Origin of the sequence: Rhodopseudomonas faecalis (assembly GCF_003217325.1) — a bacterium.
GTDB lineage: Bacteria > Pseudomonadota > Alphaproteobacteria > Rhizobiales > Xanthobacteraceae > Rhodopseudomonas > Rhodopseudomonas faecalis.
The window spans coordinates 15,302-32,109 of record NZ_QJTI01000027.1; the positions used below are offsets into that span (position 1 = coordinate 15,302).

Genomic DNA, 16,808 nt, shown 5'->3' on the forward strand with positions numbered 1-16,808 from the left:
GCGGCTGCCATGCGCTGGAGCCTGCGGCACGTTGCGGGAAGGGGGAGTGCGGCCTCCGCCAGGGGAGATGGCGAAGGCCGCGTAGAACACCAAGCTGCGCCTAGGTTCGCCGCTTCGTGTGGGAGCTGGTGGGAGATTTTTGGGAGAGTTCGTTGGGAGATCGATCGCGGCGCCGGGAGAAGCACCGCGATCGGAGAGCCGATGGATCAGAACGGCAGCAGCACGTCCATCACCTGCTGGCCATAGCGCGGCTGCTGCACATCGGTGATCTGGCCACGGCCGCCATAGGCGATACGCGCTTGTGCAATCTTGGCGCTGTCGATGGTGTTGTCGCTCTGAATGTCCTCGGGACGAACGATGCCGGCGACAATCAGTTCGCGGATTTCAAAATTGACCCTGATCTCCTGCTTGCCTTCAACCACCAGATTGCCGTTCGGCAGCAGCTGCGTCACCACCGCGGCCACCGTGGTCTGCAACGCTTCCTGGCGCTGCACCGAGCCCTTGCCGTCGGATGACGAGGTGCCATCGGCGGTCAGGATGCGGCCGGGCAGGATCGCGGTGCCGGGGTTGCCGATGGTCTTGCTGCCGATGAAATCGGTGACGCCGGAATCCTCGGAGTTGTTTCGGCTGCGCTGCGTCTGGTTGGCGATATTGGCCTTGTCGGTGATGTTGACGGTGACGGTCAGAATATCGCCGACCTGATGGGCGCGCTGATCGCGGAAGAACGCGCGCGATCCGTTGCGCCACAGCGAATTGGGATTGTAGGACGCCGGCTGCGGCGAGGGCATCGGCATCGACACCGGCTTGTAGCCGGGCTGCGCCGTCGGATTTTCGATCGCCGCGAGCTTGGGCTGTTCGCCGATCTGCGACAGCCGATCGATCGACGAGCACCCGCCCGCAAGGCCGCCGGTGGCCAGCAGCACGCCGGCGAGAACGATGCGGTTGAACGGCACTGACTGGGACATGATCATTACTCGGGCTTGGCGGCGTCGGCAGGAGCTGCGGCGGGCTGTTCGGCGTAAGCGATCTGACGCGGTTGTCCGGCGGAAATCGAGACCTGGCCGCGGCCGATCACGATGCCGGAGATGGTGCGCTTCGATTGGATGTTGAGTACGTTGACGACGTCACCTTCGGCGCCGTTTTCCATCGCCTTGCCGCGCATGGTCAGATAGATGCCGGGCAGCTCGTAGATCAGGGTGACGCCCTGGTCGCGCTGCACCAGATCGGGCTTGGCGAGATCGGCGGAGCGCAGCGGCTGACCGGGACGCAACGCGCGGCGCGCCTGCATGCCGACCACGCTGCTGCGGTCGAGCGCATCGGGGCCGACTTCGGAGCGCGGCCGCCGTTCCATCATCACGTCGGATGCTTTCACCACTTCGTTGCGTTCCACGCTGCGCGCCAGCACCGCGGTCTCCACGGTCTCGATCGCGTTACCGGTGTAGCGCAGCTTGACCGGCGTGCCGCCGGTCTCGTGCGCGACCTCGAAGGTCACGTCGAAACGGCCGGTGCGGCTGTCGTGCCGCACCGCCACCGCTTCCAGCGCGCCGACATTGGAGGGGTCGAGCTGCACGTCCTGCGGCTCGCGGTCGAATTTCAGATTGAAGGTGGCGTGGTCGGAGCGGCCGTTCTGGCGGGCCAGCGCGCGGATCACTTCGCTTTCGATCTCATGGCCGTCGATTGCGCGCGATAGCCGCGACACGGTGACTTCGCGGATATCGCGGGTATCGACGCCGATCACCCGATGGGCGCGCAGCGCCGCCAGCACCTTGGCGGTCGGCAGCGAGCCGGTGGTGCCGATGTCGGGCGCGCGATAGATCGCGATGCCGGCGGCGGCGCCGGCGTTCTCGACCATGTCGCCGATCAGCACCAGATCGCTGTTCACGGTGACGCTCGGGCGCAGCACCGGCCGGGCGATCTCGGCGGGCTGCTCGGCATGGCCGGCGCTGCCGCACAGCGCGGCGAGACCGGCGATCAACAGGATGTAAGTGGAACGGCGAGCCATCATCGCTCTCCTCAGCGCAGCATGTTGGAGGTCGACTGCAACATCTGGTCAGCGGCGCTGACCACCTTGGCGTTCATCTCGTAAGCGCGCTGCGCCGAGATCAGGTCGGAGATCTCGGTCACCGCTTCGACGTTGGACTGCTCCAGCGTGTGCTGCTGCATGTCGCCATAGCCGTCGGTGTTGGCGGTGCCGTCCTGCGGCGGGCCGGACGCCGGCGTTTCGGTAAACAGGTTGTCGCCGATCGGCTGCAGGCCGGTCTTGTTGATGAAGCGCGTCAGGCCGATCTGGCCGAGCAGGGTCGGGGTGGTCTGGCCCTGCACGATCACGGTGACCTGGCCCTGGGCGTTGATGCTCAGGCCGGACGAACCCTGCGGAATGGTGATGGTCGGCTGCACCGGATTGCCGTTGGCGGTGACGATGCGGCCGGTGTTGTCGGTCGTGAACGAGCCGTCGCGGGTGTAGGCGTAGGTGCCATCCGGCATCTGGATCTTGAAGAACCCTTCGCCGCGGATCGCGATGTCGAGATCGTTGCCGGTGGTCGACAGCGTGCCCTGCGTCATGATGCGCGGCGTGCCGACGGTCTTGACGCCGCCGCCGATATCGACACCAACCGGCTGGATGGTGCCCTGGTCGGAGGCCTGCGCGCCGACGCGCTTGATATGGTCGTAGATCAGGTCCTGAAATGCGGCGCGCTGCTTTTTGAAAGCAGTGGTGCGCATATTGGCGATGTTGTTCGAGATCACCTGAACGTTCAGTTCCTGGGCGGCCATCCCGGTCGCGGCGGTGTAGAGAGCACGCATGACTTAGGACTCCTCGAGACTTACGCCGGGACTTCAGCAAGCTTTTCGATCGCGGCTTTGCGCAGATCGCCTTGCTGCTGAAGCAGGGTGGACAGCTGGGTGTAGGCCCGGGAGACGTCCAGCATCTGGGTCATCTCGGCCACGGAATTGACGTTCGACTTCTCGATAAAACCCTGCCGCACCTGGACGTTGACCGCCGGCTGCTGGGCCGCGCCGTCGCCGGCGGTAAACAGGTTCGATCCTTCCTTGATCAGCCGCTGCGGATTGGCGAACGACACCAGGCGCAGCTTGCCGCGCAGCGAGTCGATGGTGGCGGTGCCTTCCAGCACGCTGATATTGCCGTCGGCGGCGATGTTGATTTCGCGGTCGGTCGGCTGGAACACGATCGGGCCGTTGGCGCCGAGCACCTGATCGCCGCTCGCCGTCACGAGCTGACCGAGGTTGTTGATCTGAAACGAACCGTCGCGGGTGTAGCGTTCGCCGGCCGCGGTCTGCACCACGAAGAAAGCGTTGCCGTCGATGGCGACGTCGAGCGGCGCCTTGGTCTGCTCCAGCGGGCCCGACGAGAAATCGTGAAAAGTGGCGCGGTCGTGCACATAGCTGACGCGGCGGTCGCGGCCGACGAAATTGTCCTCGTGGGCGCCCGGCGACAGATATTCCTCAAAACGCATCCGCTCGGCCTTGAAGCCGGCGGTGTTCATATTGGCCATGTTGTTGGCAACGACATCCATATGCCGCCGCAACGTCATCTGCCGCGATAGTCCGATGAGGGACGCATTCTCCATCGGCCACGATCTCCCCTGATCCGAGCCGGACAAGACCCTCTCCCAAAGGTCATCCCCGGCTGCTGTGCGACGCTGCGGCTCTCCCAAGCCCGCGCCTCACCAGTCTTGCTAGCGAAAGCCGTGCCAAGCATGAAAGTGTTGGTGGATCAGTGGCTTGGTGGTTTTGCCCGGGCCGGGCAGGGCGGCAATAACCGCGCGTTTACCAACTTTGCCCGGCAAAATCTTCCCAGTCAGGGGCCCAAAGAAAGGTTCCGTTAACCATTGCAAAATAAGTTTTAACGGGGGCGCTCGGGCGCCGGAGGCAGTTGTATCGCGTCGCCTCTTGCTGGCAGCAGTTTCGGACCGCAAGCATGGCTGACGAAGTCGAAGAAGGCGCAAAAGGCGAAGAAGGCGCAGCAGCTGCTCCTAAGAGCAAGATGAAGCTGATCATCATCGCCGGGGCCGCTGCGCTGGTGCTGCTGATCGGCGGTGGCGTCTGGTTCATGTTCCTGCGCGGCCATGATGAGCACAAAGAGCAGCATGCGGAGGCGCCGCCGCCGCCGAAGCCGGTGTTCATCGATGTGCCGGAAATGACCATCAACCTCGCCGGCGCGCCGGGCGAGCGCATCCAATATCTGCGCGTCAAAGCCGTGCTTGAGGTCAAGGACGACAAGATGGTCGAGACCATCAAGCCGAATTTGCCGCGCGTCACCGACCTGTTTCAGACCTATCTGCGCGAGCTGCGCTCCAGCGACATTTCCGGGTCGGCCGGCCTGTTCCGGCTGAAAGAGGAAATGCTGCGCCGGGTCAACGTCGCCGTCGCGCCCGGACAAGTGAACACCGTGCTGTTCAGAGAGATCATCATCCAATGATGTGGGACCTTGCCCATGGCTGGTAACGACCCCGTCGACCAGGACGCAATTGCTGCGCAATGGGAAGCGCAGATGGCGATGGAGGACCCGGAGGAGGCCGCGAAAGCCGCGGCAGCCAACGAGCTCACTGGCGCCATGGCCGAGCAATGGGCCGCGATGGTCGAGGACGGCAGTCGCGACCTCAGCGGCAGTGGCAAGAGCGGCGGCGAGCGGGTCCTCACCCAGGAAGAAATCGACAATCTGCTCGGCTTCTCGGTCGGCGAGGTCAATCTCGACGACCACTCCGGCATTCGCGCCATCATCGACTCGGCGATGGTGTCGTACGAACGTCTGCCGATGCTGGAAATCGTATTCGACCGCCTGGTGCGGTTGATGACGACGTCCCTGCGCAATTTCACCTCCGACAACGTCGAAGTCTCGCTCGACCGCATCACCTCAGTGCGCTTCAGCGACTACATGAACTCGATTCCGCTGCCGGCGGTGCTGTCGGTGTTCAAGGCGGAGGAGTGGGAGAATTTTGGTCTCGCCACCGTCGACTCCTCGCTGATCTATTCGATGATCGACGTGCTGCTCGGTGGCCGCCGCGGCCAGACCTCGCTGCGGGTCGAAGGCCGGCCCTACACCACGATCGAAACCAACCTCGTCAAGCGGCTGGTCGAAGTGGTGCTCGCCGACGCCGAACAGGCGTTCCGGCCGTTGTCGCCGGTGACCTTCACCATCGACCGGCTCGAGACCAACCCGCGCTTTGCCGCCATCACCCGGCCCGCCAACGCGGCGATCCTGGTGCGGCTGCACATCGATATGGAAGACCGCGGCGGCAATATCGAATTGCTGCTGCCTTACGCGACCATCGAACCGATCCGCGCCGTGCTCATGCAGATGTTCATGGGCGAAAAGTTCGGTCGCGATCCGATCTGGGAAGGCCATCTCGCCACCGAGATCGCCCAGGCGGAAATCTCGGTCGATGCCGTGCTCTATGAAGCCGATCTGCCGCTGCGCCAGCTGATGAGCCTCAAGGTCGGCGACACGCTGCCGCTGGAGATGCGCCCCGATGCGCTGGTGGCGGTGCGCTGCGGCAACGTCACTCTCACTGAAGGCCGGATGGGACGGGTCGCTGACCGCGTCGCGATCCGGGTCACCAAGCAGCTCCGCAAGCCGAACACCACCTACGCGATGTTCGAGAAGGCCGACGAGCAGACCAAACTCATGGAGTCACAATGAGCCATTCATTCGGGATCGCGATTGAAAGCCTGGTCGCCGCGCTGCTGGTGCTGACCATTGGTTACTGCATGGTGCTCAACAAGCGGCTGAAGCGGCTCAAGGCCGACGAACATTCGCTGAAGGCGACCATCGCCGAGCTGATCACCGCCACCGAGATCGCCGAGCGCGCGATCGGCGGCCTGAAGATCACGGTGCGCGACGTCAACGACAATCTGCGCACCCAGATTGCCGCCGCCAATGAGTTGTCTGACGAGCTTGGCAAGCAGCTCGCGGAAGGCGACAATGTCATCCGACGGCTGTCGAAGATCGTCACCGCCGCGCGGCCGGTCACGGAAAGCGACCTGACTTCGCTGGCGCCGGCCCCGGTGGTATCGTCGCCGCTGTCGGTTGCGCCGCACGCCGCTGTGCCGCTGTCCGTCGCCCCGCTGTCGGCTGCGCCGCTCTCGGCTGCTCCGCTGTCGCCGGCGAAGGCGGTGGCGGCCGCGGCCCAGGCTTTTGCTGAACGCCGAAGGATTGATGGCCTCGCTGCATGAAGCTGTTTCGGGAAATCAGGGTTATCCCCATCGCGCTGATCGCGATCTGCGGCCTTGCTGTGCTGAAGATCGCCGGTCTGGTGCTGGATGGCGGATACGTGTTCGACTACCAGCCCAATTCGACCAAGCGGTCGTGGGCGGAGGAGAACCTGAATTTCCCGACCGGCCGCAACTTCGACGACGTCACCGGATCGACCCCGGCGCCGAAGAAGGACGCCAAGCCCGAAGTGGCGGCGCCTGAGGTGGCCACCTCCACCGAACCGCCGCCGCCCGAGCCGCCGGCGATGTCGCCCTCGGAGCGCGCCATTCTTGAACGGCTGCAGGCGCGCCGCCAGGAGATCGAAGCGCGCGCCCGCGAGGTCGATATCCGCGAAAGCCTGCTGAAAGCCGCCGAAAAGCGTCTCGACGAACGGGTCGAGGAGCTGAAGGGCGTGGAGTCGCGGATTACGTCGGCGACCGGTCAGCGCGCCGAGAGCGAAGCCACCAAGTTCAAGAGCATCGTCACCATGTATGAGGGCATGCGTCCCAAGGACGCGGCCAAGGTGTTCGACCGGCTGGAAATGCCGGTGCTGATCGAGATCGCCTCGCAGATCGCGCCGCGCAAAATGTCCGACATTCTCGGGCAGATGACGCCGGAAGCCGCGGAAAAGCTGACGGTGGAACTCGCCCGCCGCGCCAGCGGTGGCGATCGCGCGACCACGGCCGAATTGCCCAAGATTGAGGGCAAGCCTAGTCGCAATTAGCGAGGATATTTAACAGACGTTTAAACCCGAAATTCTACTGTTCGGACGCATTGGAATGGCTCCGCCGCGTGGTTGCGGAGCTGTGCGCGCGAGCTGGAAGATACTGCCGAGATGGCACACAGGGCTGTCAGGTCGATAGGGTCCCAGACCCGCGCAGCGCCGCGGGCAGGGCAGCCTTGGGCCTGCAGTCCCCGGGTTTTGAGTCCTCTTGCCTCCTGTTCGGTCGCGGCGTTGGCCGTGAATTGGCGACGCTTCGCCCGGTTTTCGGGCGTGCTGCTGCTGACCGGCGCGCTGCTGCTCGGCACCCTGGCGCCGGCCACCAGCCAGAACAACCGGCCGATACGTGGCGAGGCGGTGCTGTCGGCCGAAGGCGGCTATGCCCGGCTGGTGATCAAGCTCGAGGAAGACGTCGATTCCGAAGTGCTGCTTGCGGGCAGCGTGATGGTGATCCGCTTCAAGCGCCCGGTCGATGTCCCGGTCGATAAGATCGCCGATGCGGTGCCGGATTATGTCGGCTCGGCGCGCCGCGATCCCGATGGCAGCGCCATTCGCCTCGCTTTGCAGCGCAAGGTCACCGTCAATTCCATGACCGCCGGCGAGCGGCTCTATGTCGATCTGATGCCCGACGGCTGGAAGGGCTCGCCGCCCGGCCTGCCTCAAGAAGTGCTGAAAGAGCTGTCCGATCGGGCGCGCGCCGCCGAGCGCGCGCTGCGCCAGCAACGCGCCTCCATGGCCGCGAAAGCGCGCACGCCGATCCGGGTGCGTGCCGCGGTGCAGCCGACCTTTGTGCGCTACGTGTTCGAGATGCCCGACGGCGTCGGCGTCAACTCGACGCTCAGCGATCAGAAGCTGTCGCTGCTGTTCACCGCGCCGCTGACCTTCGATCTGGCCGACGCCAAGCTGGCGGCGCCGCCGATTATTTCGGGTATCACGCAGAAACTGGATAGCGAGCGCTCGTCGATCGATATCGGCCTGATCGGCAATGTCGACGTCCATTCGTTCCGCGAAGAGAAGAACTACATCGTCGATATCGGCTTCCAGCAGCCTGAGCAGCCGCGCGATCTGCCGGCCGCGATCAGCAAGCTGATCAACGGCCAGGCGGGTGGTCAGAGGAGCGTTCCGGTGCCGAACGCCCGGCCGGCCGAGCCGGCGCGCGAGATCGTGCCGCCGACCTCCGATACCCTGTCGCAGCAGATCAAGGGCGAGGGCGGCGCGCCCGAGTCCAAGCCGCCCGCGAAGGCTGAGACCAAACCGGAGCTGAAAGCTGAGACCAAACCGGAGCTGAAGCCGATCGCGCCGGTTGAAGCCAAAGCTGAGCCCAAGACTGAACCGAAGGTTGAGCCGAAGGTTGAAGCCAAGGTCGAACCAAAGCCTGAAGCCAAGCCTGAAGCCAAGCCTGAGATGAAGGCTGAGGTGACGGCCGATCAGCCGCCGCCAGCCGCGCCGAGCGCGGCCAGCGAGCTGGCGATGGCGCCGCCGTCCAAGCCCGAGACCACCGCGCCGGCAGTCACCGCGCCTGCGGCCACTGAACCTGCTGCTGCCGCGCCTGAATCCAAGAGCGCCGCGCCGGCTGCCGCCAGCGCCGCCAAGCCCGGCATCGCGGTCGAGATCGGCCGCAGTCCCGACGGGCTGCGGCTCGGTTTTCCGTTCGGCAGCTCGGTGCCGGCCGCCTTGTTCCGCCGCGCTGACTCGCTGTGGCTGGTATTTGATAGCAACACGCCGATCGATCTCGATCCGGTGCGCCGCCAGGGCGGCGCCAATATCGCCGAGATCAAGGGGGTGCCGATGCCGACCGGGCAGGCGGTGCAGATCAGGATGAGCCGGCCGCAACTGGCTTCGCTGACCGGCGATGCGCAGGGCTGGGCGGTGGTGTTCGCCGATGTGCAGAAGACGCCGTCGCAGCCGTTGCAGCTGACGCGCGACATCAGCAACCCGACCCAGGCCAGCCTGAAAGTAGCGCTGCCAGGCGCCGGCGCGGTGCACCGCTTGTCGGACCCGGAAGCCGGCGACACGCTGCTGGTGGTGACCGCCGCGCCGCCGTCGCGCGGTTTCCTGAAGCGTCAGGACTTTGTCGAGATGACGCTGCTGGAATCGCAGCACGGCGTCGTGGTGCAGCCCAATTCCGACGATCTCACCGCCTCGATTGGCGATGGCCAGGTGATGTTCAGCCGGCCCGGCGGCCTCACACTGTCATCGGCCAGTTTTGGCGGCGGTGAGCGCAGCGCCGCGCGCGGCCGCCCGATCTTTGATCCCAACGAATGGCAGAAGTATCAGCAGGGCTTGTTCTTCGAAAAGCTCGAACCGCTGATGAACTCCGATGCCACCGCCACCGGCGATGGCCGCTTGCAGCCGCGCATGGAACTGGCGCGGTTCTACATGGCGCGCGGGCTCTATGCCGAGGCCAAGGGGCTGCTCGATCTCAATCTCGCCGAGAAAAGCGAGGACCCGATCGGTTTGGTGATGCGCGCGGTCTGCAACATCATGCTGTATCGCCCGGACGAGGCGCTCAAGGACCTCGGCAATCCGGTGATCGGCCCGAACTACGAGTCGCAATTGTGGCGCGCGGTCGCGATGGCGCGGAAGGGCAAATGGTCCGAAGCGCGCGAGAAGCTCAAGAATTTTGAGTTCGTGATCGACAGCCAGCCGCTCGATCTGCAGCGCGTCGCGCTTAGTGAGGCGATGCGCGCGGCGCTGGAAACCAAGGATTTTGCCGGCGCCAGCGCCTATAGCAGCGAGCTGGAACATGTCGGCATTCCGCCGGAGCTGCAGCCGACGGTGGCGCTGTATCGTGGCCGCCTGCACGAAGGCATCGGCCGCGATATGGAGGCGCTCGATTTCTATCAGCAGGCGGTCAATTCCACCGACCGCAGCGCCGAGAGCGAGGCCAAGCTGCGCGAGCTGACGCTGCGCCAGCGCCGCGGCGAGATCTCGCCGACCGATATGCTGCCGGAGCTGGAACGGCTGGCGCTGACCTGGCGCGGCGACAGTCTGGAAATCCGCGTGCAGCAGATGATGGCGAAGATGTATGCCGAACTCGGCCGCTATCCGGAATCGCTGACCGCGGCCAAGGTCGCCACCAAGCTGCAACCGAAATCGGAAGAAGCGCGCCAGACCCAGGACGAAGCCGCCGCGCTGTTCTCGCAGGTGTTCCTCACCTCAAAGGGCGATGACCTGCCGCCGATCGACGCCTTGGCGATGTTCTATGATCATCGCGAGCTGACGCCGATCGGGCGCAAGGGCGATGAGATGATCCGCCGGCTTGCCGACCGGCTGGTGGCGGTCGATCTGCTCGATCAGGCCGCCGAACTGTTGCAATACCAAGTCGATCGCCGGGTCGAGGGCGCGGCGCGCGCCCAGGTCGCGGCGCGGCTGGCGATGATCTATCTGATGAACCGCAAGCCAGCGCGCGCCATCACCGCGCTGCATTCGACGCGCATCGCCGATCTGTCCGGCGAGCTGCGCCAGCAGCGGCTCTTGCTGGAGGCGCGCGCGCAGAGCGACATCGGCCGGCACGATCTGGGGCTTGATATCATCTCGAATGTGCCGGGCCGCGAAGCGATCCGGCTGCGTGCCGATATCTATTGGGCCAGCCGGCGCTGGCGCGAAGCGTCCGAACAGCTCGAACTCTATCTCGGCGACCGCTGGCGCGATTTCCGGCCGCTCGACAGCACGGAGAAAAGCGACGTGATCCGTGCCACCATCGGCTATTCGCTGGCCGATGACAGTCTCGGGCTAGCGCGGTTTCGCGAAAAATACGCGCCGCTGATGACCGGCACCGACAAGGTGGCGTTCGATACCGCAAGCTCGCCCGCGACCGGCAGCAATGCCGAGTTCTCCGCGATCGCCAAGATGGCGGCCGGCGTCGATACGCTGGAAGGGTTCTTGCGCGAGATGCGCGCGCGCTTCCCGGAAGCGAGCGCCAAGGCGCAGCCACAGAAGCCGGGCACCGACCCGCAGGCCACCGGCTCGCTGCCGGAAATTCCGCCGATCCGCGAGATCAAGCTGACGCGCTGACCGTGTCGCCCGGCCGAGACGGCGCGCGGCAGTGCTCAATGAGAGCTACGTGTTGCCGTAGCTCTGCACCAGACTGCCTGCCACCAGCGACCAGCCGTCGACCAGCACGAAGAAGATCAGCTTGAACGGCAGTGACACCACCACCGGCGGCAGCATCATCATGCCCATCGACATCAGCACCGAGGCGACCACCAGGTCGATGATCAGGAACGGCAGGAACAACAGAAAGCCGATCTCAAAAGCGCGCTTCAGCTCCGAGATCATGAAGGCCGGCACCAGAATACGCAGCGACATCGCGTCCGGGGTCGGCGGCGGCGGTTCGCCCGACAGGTCGATGAACAGCTTGAGATCCTTCTCGCGCACGTTCTTCTGCATGAAACCGCGCAAGGGTTCGACCGCACGCTCAAAGGCCTGCTCGACGGTGATCTGATTGGCGACCAGCGGCCGGATGCCTTCGTCGTAGGATTTCTGCAGCACCGGCCCCATCACAAAGCCAGTCAAAAACAGCGCCAGCGCCAGGATCACCGCATTGGGCGGCGCGGTCGCGGTGCCGAGCGCGGTGCGCAGCAGCGACAGCACCACCACGATCCGGGTGAACGAGGTCATCATCACCAGGATCGACGGCGCGATCGACAGCACCGTCAGCATCGCGATCAACTGGATCGCGCGCTCGGTGACGCTGCCGTTGCCCGGCCCGCCGAGATTGATGCTGATATCCTGCGCGCTCGCCGGATCGATCAGCGATCCGGCGGCGGCGAGGGTGATTAGGACTGCAAAAACTCTACGCGGTGTTTTGGCGGGGCTCACGAAGGCGTCTTCGTGCGCCCAAGCAGCGAGGCCATCTCGTCCTCAAGGCTCTCGAAACCGGCCTTGATCGAGGGGTCTGCTGCCGGCGGCTGCGGCGCGTTGTCGGGCTGGGTGCGGGCCGGTGCCTCAGGGGCGACCGAGGGCGCGCCGACCCGCGGCTCTGCGGCGGTCTCGGCCGGGCGTGCGCTTTCCATCGGGCGACGCAGCGCAGCTTCCAGCCGCTGTGCCATGTCGGCGAGGTTCTGGTCGGCCGAGGACAGCGTGGGCGCAGCAGCAGCGGCCGCAGCCGCGGCGGCCGGCGCTACCGGCGGCTGGGACTGGCGCTCGGAGGCGCGCAGGCCCTTGAAGGCGGGCTCGCGCGGCGGGCGCGGCATCATCTGTTCAGGACGAGCCTGGCGCGAGGGGGTGTTGTCGAGGCGCGGCTCGGGGCGGACTTGCGGCTCGGGGCGGGGCGCCGGCTCGACGCGCACCGACAATTCGGGACGCAGCGGCGGCTCCGGCCGCAGCACCGGATCGGGGCGCAGCATCGGCTCGGGACGGCGCGGCTCCTCGGGACGGGGGATCGGCTCGGGATGAATGGCGGCGATCGAGTCGCTGACGCGCGGCTCGGGCGCGGGCGGCATCGGCCGGCGCGGTTCTTCCGCGAACGGCGGGCGCGACGGGCGCTGCATGCGCGGCGGCACCGGAGGCATCGGCGGCGGCGCCGGCGGCATCGGGGCGGACGCCATCGGCGCGGGGGCGGACGGCATCGGCGCGGGCGGCATCAAGGGCGGCGGCGGCTCGGGCAACTGCGGCTCGAACGGCTCGGCCGCCTCCGGCTCCCAATTGGCTTCCAGCGGGGCGACCCGCGGCGCGGTCTCGGCGCCGACCGGGCGCTGCGGCAACTGATCGCGCGATTGGGTGGCGCGCACGATATTGGGCTCGATCACGATGTCGGAGGGCCCGCCGATCATCAGCAGGTGTTCGACATTGTCGCGGCGCACCAGCACCAGCCGCCGGCGTCCGTCCACCGCTGCGGCGTCGATCACCGCCAGCCGCGGCATGCGGCCGCGATTGGCGTTTGTGCCCAGCCGGCTACCGCCAAAACGGCGGACCAGCCAGGCGGCCAAGCCGATCAGCGCCAAAACGGCGACAAATGCAAAAAAGAAAGCAACTGGCGACTGCATGCCTCATCCCCGGCAATTCACACATGATCCGTGCCCGCGCGCGCTGGCATCTATCGATGCTGCGATGCTTTCGGACGACGACCAACTCGGCTCTTGCCAACACCAACGATTGGCGGCGTTCTCCGCCCCTTTTCCTAATAGACCAGGAATCGGTTGAACCAAAACGACTTCTGACGCCGAACGCGCATCATTAAGACGCGGTTAACGTGCTCTCCACGGCGCAGCTGGACCTCGCCCCGCCCCGGCTGGTTCGGCGCCACTATTATGCAGCGCTGCGGATATGGCAAATCTTAACCAGCTGTTAACCATGAGGGCGGCAAATTCTGCCCATCTGAGCCCGGTTCAGGAACTCAGATGGAGCACGCCATGCCGATCAACGATCTTCCCACGCTCGCGGCGCTACGCACCAAGATGCAGTGGCATCAGGAGCGGCAGCGTGTGCTCGCCAACAACATCTCCAATTCGGATACGCCGAATTTTAAGCCGAGCGATCTGGTCGAGCCGAAATTCGATCGCAACGGTCAGCCGCCGGTCGGCTCGCCGATCGGGTCGCTGCCGATGGTGCGCACCAGTTCGCAGCATCTGGCTGCCACCGGCGGCACCACGAGTTTTGCGGATCGCAAGGGCGGCTTCCAGACCCGCCCGGCGGGCAATGCCGTCAATCTCGAGGACGAGATGCTGAAAGTGTCGTCGAACCAGATGGATTACGCCGCCGCGACCTCGCTCTACAGCCGTAGCCTCGGTCTGCTCAAGACCGCGATCGGCAAGCGCTGATCGTTACCGAACACTTAAGGAGCCGTAGCGATGACCGACAACGCAATGGACTTCTCGCGGTCGATGGCGATCGCCACCTCGGGCCTGCGCGCCCAGGCCGGGCGCATGCGGGTGATCTCGGAAAACATCGCCAACGCCGAGTCGACCGCGCAGACCCCGGGCGCCGATCCCTATCGCCGCAAGGTGCCGACCTTCACCACCACGCTCGACCGCGAGCTCGACGCCCGCGTGGTGTCGCTCGGCAGGATCAAACCGGACCAATCTGCGTTCCGCATCAAATACGAGCCGAACAATCCGGCTGCCGACGCGGCCGGCAACGTCAAATATCCGAACGTGAACTCGCTGGTCGAAATGACCGACATGCGCGAAGCGCAGCGGTCCTACGAGGCCAATCTCAACATCATCAGCGCCACGCGGCGGATGATTCAACGCACGCTCGACATCCTCAAGGCGTGATCTAGGAGCCGCCCATGGCCAGCCCCACTGTCGCCGCCAATGCCTATGCCAGCCTCGCCCGGATCATCGGTTCCGGCAGCGGGGGCGGCGGTCCGGTCGCCGGCGTCAAGCCGGTCGATGCCACCGGCCCGTCCTTTGGCGAACTGCTGAAGAACGCCGCGGGCGACGTGCTCGATGCCGGCCGCAAGTCCGATGCCCAGACCATGGCGATGGCGTCCGGCAAATCGAACGTGATGGATGTGGTGACGGCGGTGGCCGAGACCGACGTGGCGGTGTCGACGCTGGTCTCGGTGCGCGACCGGGTGATCCAGTCCTACGAAGAAATCATGCGGATGACGATCTGACCATGCTGGTCACGTGGCGTGCTGTCGAAGACGCGCCGGTTGCAATGACAAGGATACGACGATGACCGGCTTGGAAGTTATCGATATTGCCCGCGACGCGGTGTGGACCATGGTGGTGGTGTCGGCGCCGCTGATGACGGTGGGCCTGGTGGTCGGCGTGGTGATCTCGCTGGTGCAGGCGCTGACCCAGATCCAGGAACAATCGCTGGTGTTCGTGCCGAAGATTTTATCGATCTTCGTGACCTTCGTGCTGGCATTGCCATTCATCGCGGATGCGATGCACAGCTACATGATGCGGATTTCGTCGCGAATCATCGGGGGCTGACGCATGATCGGCTTGGCCTTCGCCGGCACGCCGGACCGGGCCTCCCAGCACAGCCAAGGGCGACGCGAGTTTCTCGCGCCGGGCCGCGATGACCATCGACATCTCCTTTCTGCCGACACTGGCCGCCGCATTCCTGCTGACCTTCGCGCGGATCGGCTCCATGATGATGCTGATGCCGGGGTTTGGCGAAACCAACATCCCGACCCGCATCAAGCTGTCGATCGCGCTGGCGCTGACCCTGATCATCCTGCCGCTGCACCGCTCGGCCTATCAGATCGACATGCAATCGCTCGCGCCGCTGATCGTGCTGATGCTGCACGAGGTGGTGATCGGCATTGTGCTCGGCGCGACCGCGCGGGTGACGCTGTCGGCGCTGCAGGTTGCCGGCACCGTGATCGCGCAGCAGCTCGGGCTCGGCTTCGTGACGGCGGTCGATCCGACCCAAGGCCAGCAGGGCCTGTTGGTCGGCAATTTTCTGACGCTGCTCGGGCTGGCGCTGCTGTTTGCCACCGACAGCCATCATCTGGTGATTGCCGCGCTCAACGAGAGCTACAAGGTGTTTGCGCCGGGGCAGATGCTGCCGAGCGGCGACGTCGCGGCGCTGGCGACGCGGGCCTTCACCGGCGCGTTCAAGATCGGGCTGCAACTGTCGGCGCCGTTTCTGGTGTTCGGCCTGGTGTTCAACATCGGGCTGGGCGTGCTGGCGCGGCTGATGCCGCAGATGCAGGTCTATTTTATCGGCGTGCCGCTTTCGATCGTCGCCGGCTTGATGGTGCTGGCGGCGGTGCTGACCACCATGATGGGCACCTTTATGGAATACTTTATCGGGGTGCTCCATCAGCTGATGCCACGGACATGAGGTGCTGACCCATGGCCGATGACGCATCAGAAGAAAAAACAGAAGACCCGACACAAAAAAAATTAGACGACGCTCATAAACGCGGCGATGTCGCCAAAAGCCAGGAGGTCAACACCTGGTTCATGATGGCGGGCGGCACGCTGGTGCTGTCGACATTTGCGGGCTCGATCGGCGGCGGATTGGAAAATCCGATGCGCAATCTGATCGAGAACTCCTGGATGATCAGCACCGACGGCCATGGGCTGCTCGCGCTCACCAAGACGCTGCTGTACGTCACCATGGGCGCGATCGGCATTCCGCTGCTGATGCTGACCATCGCGGCGATCGCCGGCAACATTTTGCAGCATCGGCTGGTGTTTTCGGCGGAATCGCTCAAGCCGAAATTCAGCAAGATCTCGCCGATGGAAGGCGCCAAGCGCGTGTTCGGCAAGCAGGCCTGGGCGAATTTTGCCAAGGGCCTGTTCAAGGTGATCGCGCTCGGCGTGGTGATGGTCGCGGTGTTGTGGCCGGAGCGCGACCGGCTCGACGCCATGATCCATTTCGACATCCACAGCGTGGTCAGCACCACGCTGTCGCTGACCGTGAAGCTGATGGGCGCGGTGGTGGCGATGCTGGCCCTGGTCGCGATCGCCGACTTCTTCTTCCAGTATCGGCAGTGGTTCGAAAAGCAGAAGATGTCGCTGCAGGAGATCAAGGAAGAACACAAGCAGTCCGAAGGCGACCCGCACATCAAGGGCAAGCTGCGGCAGCTGCGCCAGCAGCGCATGCGCCAGCGCATGATGGCGGCGGTGCCCGATGCCTCGGTGGTCATCACCAACCCGACCCACTATTCGGTGGCGCTGTCCTATAAGAGCGGCATGGCCGCGCCGGTCTGCGTCGCCAAGGGCGTTGACGAGGTGGCGTTCAGGATCCGCGAAGTCGCCAAGCAGCATGACGTGCCGATCGTGGAAAACGTGCCGCTGGCGCGGGCGCTCTATGCCACCGTCAAGATCGACGAGGAGATCCCGGTCGAGCACTATCAGGCGGTGGCGGAAGTGATCGGCTATGTGATGCGGCTCAAGCGCAGCCCGTTTAGCCGCTGAGCGGATGAAAAGGCTGACCGGAACCGCAAAATGACGGTAAAGCGCT

Annotated in this window: 17 protein-coding genes; 11 read left to right on the top strand and 6 right to left on the bottom strand. The window is 65.1% G+C overall.

The window, feature by feature from the left end:
• Positions 1 to 206 precede the first annotated feature (206 nt).
• Genes flgH through flgF form a run of 4 tightly spaced genes read right to left on the bottom strand, consistent with a single transcriptional unit; the run spans position 207 to position 3,587 of the window.
• The gene (gene flgH / locus BJ122_RS16740; protein ID WP_110782366.1) at positions 207 to 965 is read right to left on the bottom strand and encodes a flagellar basal body L-ring protein FlgH; all 759 of its coding nucleotides are present in this window, start codon (positions 963 to 965) and stop codon (positions 207 to 209) included.
• 5 nt (positions 966 to 970) lie between these two features.
• Complete coding sequence (gene flgA / locus BJ122_RS16745) at positions 971 to 2,005, bottom strand: flagellar basal body P-ring formation chaperone FlgA (RefSeq protein WP_430694794.1); 1,035 nt, start codon at positions 2,003 to 2,005, stop codon at positions 971 to 973.
• Positions 2,006 to 2,013: 8 nt separating this feature from the next.
• The gene (gene flgG / locus BJ122_RS16750; RefSeq protein WP_110782337.1) at positions 2,014 to 2,802 is read right to left on the bottom strand and encodes a flagellar basal-body rod protein FlgG; all 789 of its coding nucleotides are present in this window, start codon (positions 2,800 to 2,802) and stop codon (positions 2,014 to 2,016) included.
• 20 nt (positions 2,803 to 2,822) lie between these two features.
• Positions 2,823 to 3,587: a flagellar basal-body rod protein FlgF gene (gene flgF, locus BJ122_RS16755; protein ID WP_110782338.1), complete on the bottom strand. Its 765-nt coding sequence runs from the start codon at positions 3,585 to 3,587 to the stop codon at positions 2,823 to 2,825.
• A 350-nt stretch (positions 3,588 to 3,937) separates the two neighbouring features.
• Between flgF and fliL the strand changes: the two genes are divergently transcribed.
• The 5 genes from fliL to BJ122_RS16780 all read left to right on the top strand — a co-directional run bounded on the left by fliL (position 3,938) and on the right by BJ122_RS16780 (position 10,949).
• The gene (fliL, locus tag BJ122_RS16760; protein WP_027278064.1) at positions 3,938 to 4,438 is read left to right on the top strand and encodes a flagellar basal body-associated protein FliL; all 501 of its coding nucleotides are present in this window, start codon (positions 3,938 to 3,940) and stop codon (positions 4,436 to 4,438) included.
• A 15-nt stretch (positions 4,439 to 4,453) separates the two neighbouring features.
• Positions 4,454 to 5,659 (top strand): flagellar motor switch protein FliM, encoded by a 1,206-nt coding sequence (gene fliM, locus BJ122_RS16765; protein ID WP_110782339.1) that lies wholly within the window; start codon positions 4,454 to 4,456, stop codon positions 5,657 to 5,659.
• Positions 5,656 to 6,192 (top strand): DUF6468 domain-containing protein, encoded by a 537-nt coding sequence (locus BJ122_RS16770; protein ID WP_110782340.1) that lies wholly within the window; start codon positions 5,656 to 5,658, stop codon positions 6,190 to 6,192. Before fliM ends, BJ122_RS16770 begins: the two co-directional genes overlap by 4 nt.
• Positions 6,189 to 6,935, top strand: coding sequence for a MotE family protein (locus tag BJ122_RS16775; protein WP_110782341.1), 747 nt, complete (start codon positions 6,189 to 6,191; stop codon positions 6,933 to 6,935). The genes BJ122_RS16770 and BJ122_RS16775 overlap by 4 nt, the downstream gene beginning before the upstream one ends.
• A 111-nt stretch (positions 6,936 to 7,046) precedes the next feature.
• Positions 7,047 to 10,949, top strand: coding sequence for a tetratricopeptide repeat protein (locus tag BJ122_RS16780; protein WP_430694795.1), 3,903 nt, complete (start codon positions 7,047 to 7,049; stop codon positions 10,947 to 10,949).
• 45 nt (positions 10,950 to 10,994) lie between these two features.
• On the opposite strand, the gene fliP is transcribed toward BJ122_RS16780, so the two are convergent.
• Positions 10,995 to 11,756: a flagellar type III secretion system pore protein FliP gene (fliP, locus tag BJ122_RS16785; RefSeq protein ID WP_110782343.1), complete on the bottom strand. Its 762-nt coding sequence runs from the start codon at positions 11,754 to 11,756 to the stop codon at positions 10,995 to 10,997.
• A complete protein-coding gene (locus BJ122_RS16790; protein ID WP_110782344.1) occupies positions 11,753 to 12,922 on the bottom strand; it encodes a flagellar biosynthetic protein FliO in 1,170 nt (389 codons plus the stop codon). Before BJ122_RS16790 ends, fliP begins: the two co-directional genes overlap by 4 nt.
• 366 nt (positions 12,923 to 13,288) lie before the next feature.
• On the opposite strand from BJ122_RS16790, the gene flgB reads away from it, so the two are divergent.
• From flgB to flhB, 6 genes are all read left to right on the top strand, one after another.
• Positions 13,289 to 13,696, top strand: coding sequence for a flagellar basal body rod protein FlgB (flgB, locus tag BJ122_RS16795; RefSeq protein WP_110782368.1), 408 nt, complete (start codon positions 13,289 to 13,291; stop codon positions 13,694 to 13,696).
• Between the two features lie 30 nt (positions 13,697 to 13,726).
• Entirely contained in the window at positions 13,727 to 14,152 is a 426-nt protein-coding gene (gene flgC, locus BJ122_RS16800; RefSeq protein WP_110782345.1) for a flagellar basal body rod protein FlgC, read from the top strand.
• Between the two features lie 14 nt (positions 14,153 to 14,166).
• Positions 14,167 to 14,496 (top strand): flagellar hook-basal body complex protein FliE, encoded by a 330-nt coding sequence (gene fliE, locus BJ122_RS16805; protein WP_027278055.1) that lies wholly within the window; start codon positions 14,167 to 14,169, stop codon positions 14,494 to 14,496.
• A gap of 61 nt (positions 14,497 to 14,557) precedes the next feature.
• Entirely contained in the window at positions 14,558 to 14,821 is a 264-nt protein-coding gene (locus BJ122_RS16810) for a flagellar biosynthetic protein FliQ (protein WP_103012543.1), read from the top strand.
• An 88-nt stretch (positions 14,822 to 14,909) separates the two neighbouring features.
• The gene (fliR, locus tag BJ122_RS16815; RefSeq protein WP_027278053.1) at positions 14,910 to 15,680 is read left to right on the top strand and encodes a flagellar biosynthetic protein FliR; all 771 of its coding nucleotides are present in this window, start codon (positions 14,910 to 14,912) and stop codon (positions 15,678 to 15,680) included.
• Positions 15,681 to 15,691: 11 nt separating this feature from the next.
• Positions 15,692 to 16,762 (top strand): flagellar biosynthesis protein FlhB, encoded by a 1,071-nt coding sequence (flhB, locus tag BJ122_RS16820; protein WP_110782346.1) that lies wholly within the window; start codon positions 15,692 to 15,694, stop codon positions 16,760 to 16,762.
• The last annotated feature ends 46 nt before the right edge of the window (positions 16,763 to 16,808 follow it).

Coding starts and splice junctions, on each gene's coding strand:
- flgH (WP_110782366.1), bottom strand. CDS start 965: ATGTCCCAGTCAGTGCCGTTCAACCGCATCGTTCTCGCCGGCGTGCTG.
- flgA (WP_430694794.1), bottom strand. CDS start 2,005: ATGATGGCTCGCCGTTCCACTTACATCCTGTTGATCGCCGGTCTCGCC.
- flgG (WP_110782337.1), bottom strand. CDS start 2,802: ATGCGTGCTCTCTACACCGCCGCGACCGGGATGGCCGCCCAGGAACTG.
- flgF (WP_110782338.1), bottom strand. CDS start 3,587: ATGGAGAATGCGTCCCTCATCGGACTATCGCGGCAGATGACGTTGCGG.
- fliL (WP_027278064.1), top strand. CDS start 3,938: ATGGCTGACGAAGTCGAAGAAGGCGCAAAAGGCGAAGAAGGCGCAGCA.
- fliM (WP_110782339.1), top strand. CDS start 4,454: ATGGCTGGTAACGACCCCGTCGACCAGGACGCAATTGCTGCGCAATGG.
- BJ122_RS16770 (WP_110782340.1), top strand. CDS start 5,656: ATGAGCCATTCATTCGGGATCGCGATTGAAAGCCTGGTCGCCGCGCTG.
- BJ122_RS16775 (WP_110782341.1), top strand. CDS start 6,189: ATGAAGCTGTTTCGGGAAATCAGGGTTATCCCCATCGCGCTGATCGCG.
- BJ122_RS16780 (WP_430694795.1), top strand. CDS start 7,047: ATGGCACACAGGGCTGTCAGGTCGATAGGGTCCCAGACCCGCGCAGCG.
- BJ122_RS16790 (WP_110782344.1), bottom strand. CDS start 12,922: ATGCAGTCGCCAGTTGCTTTCTTTTTTGCATTTGTCGCCGTTTTGGCG.
- flgB (WP_110782368.1), top strand. CDS start 13,289: ATGCCGATCAACGATCTTCCCACGCTCGCGGCGCTACGCACCAAGATG.
- flgC (WP_110782345.1), top strand. CDS start 13,727: ATGACCGACAACGCAATGGACTTCTCGCGGTCGATGGCGATCGCCACC.
- fliE (WP_027278055.1), top strand. CDS start 14,167: ATGGCCAGCCCCACTGTCGCCGCCAATGCCTATGCCAGCCTCGCCCGG.
- BJ122_RS16810 (WP_103012543.1), top strand. CDS start 14,558: ATGACCGGCTTGGAAGTTATCGATATTGCCCGCGACGCGGTGTGGACC.
- fliR (WP_027278053.1), top strand. CDS start 14,910: ATGACCATCGACATCTCCTTTCTGCCGACACTGGCCGCCGCATTCCTG.
- flhB (WP_110782346.1), top strand. CDS start 15,692: ATGGCCGATGACGCATCAGAAGAAAAAACAGAAGACCCGACACAAAAA.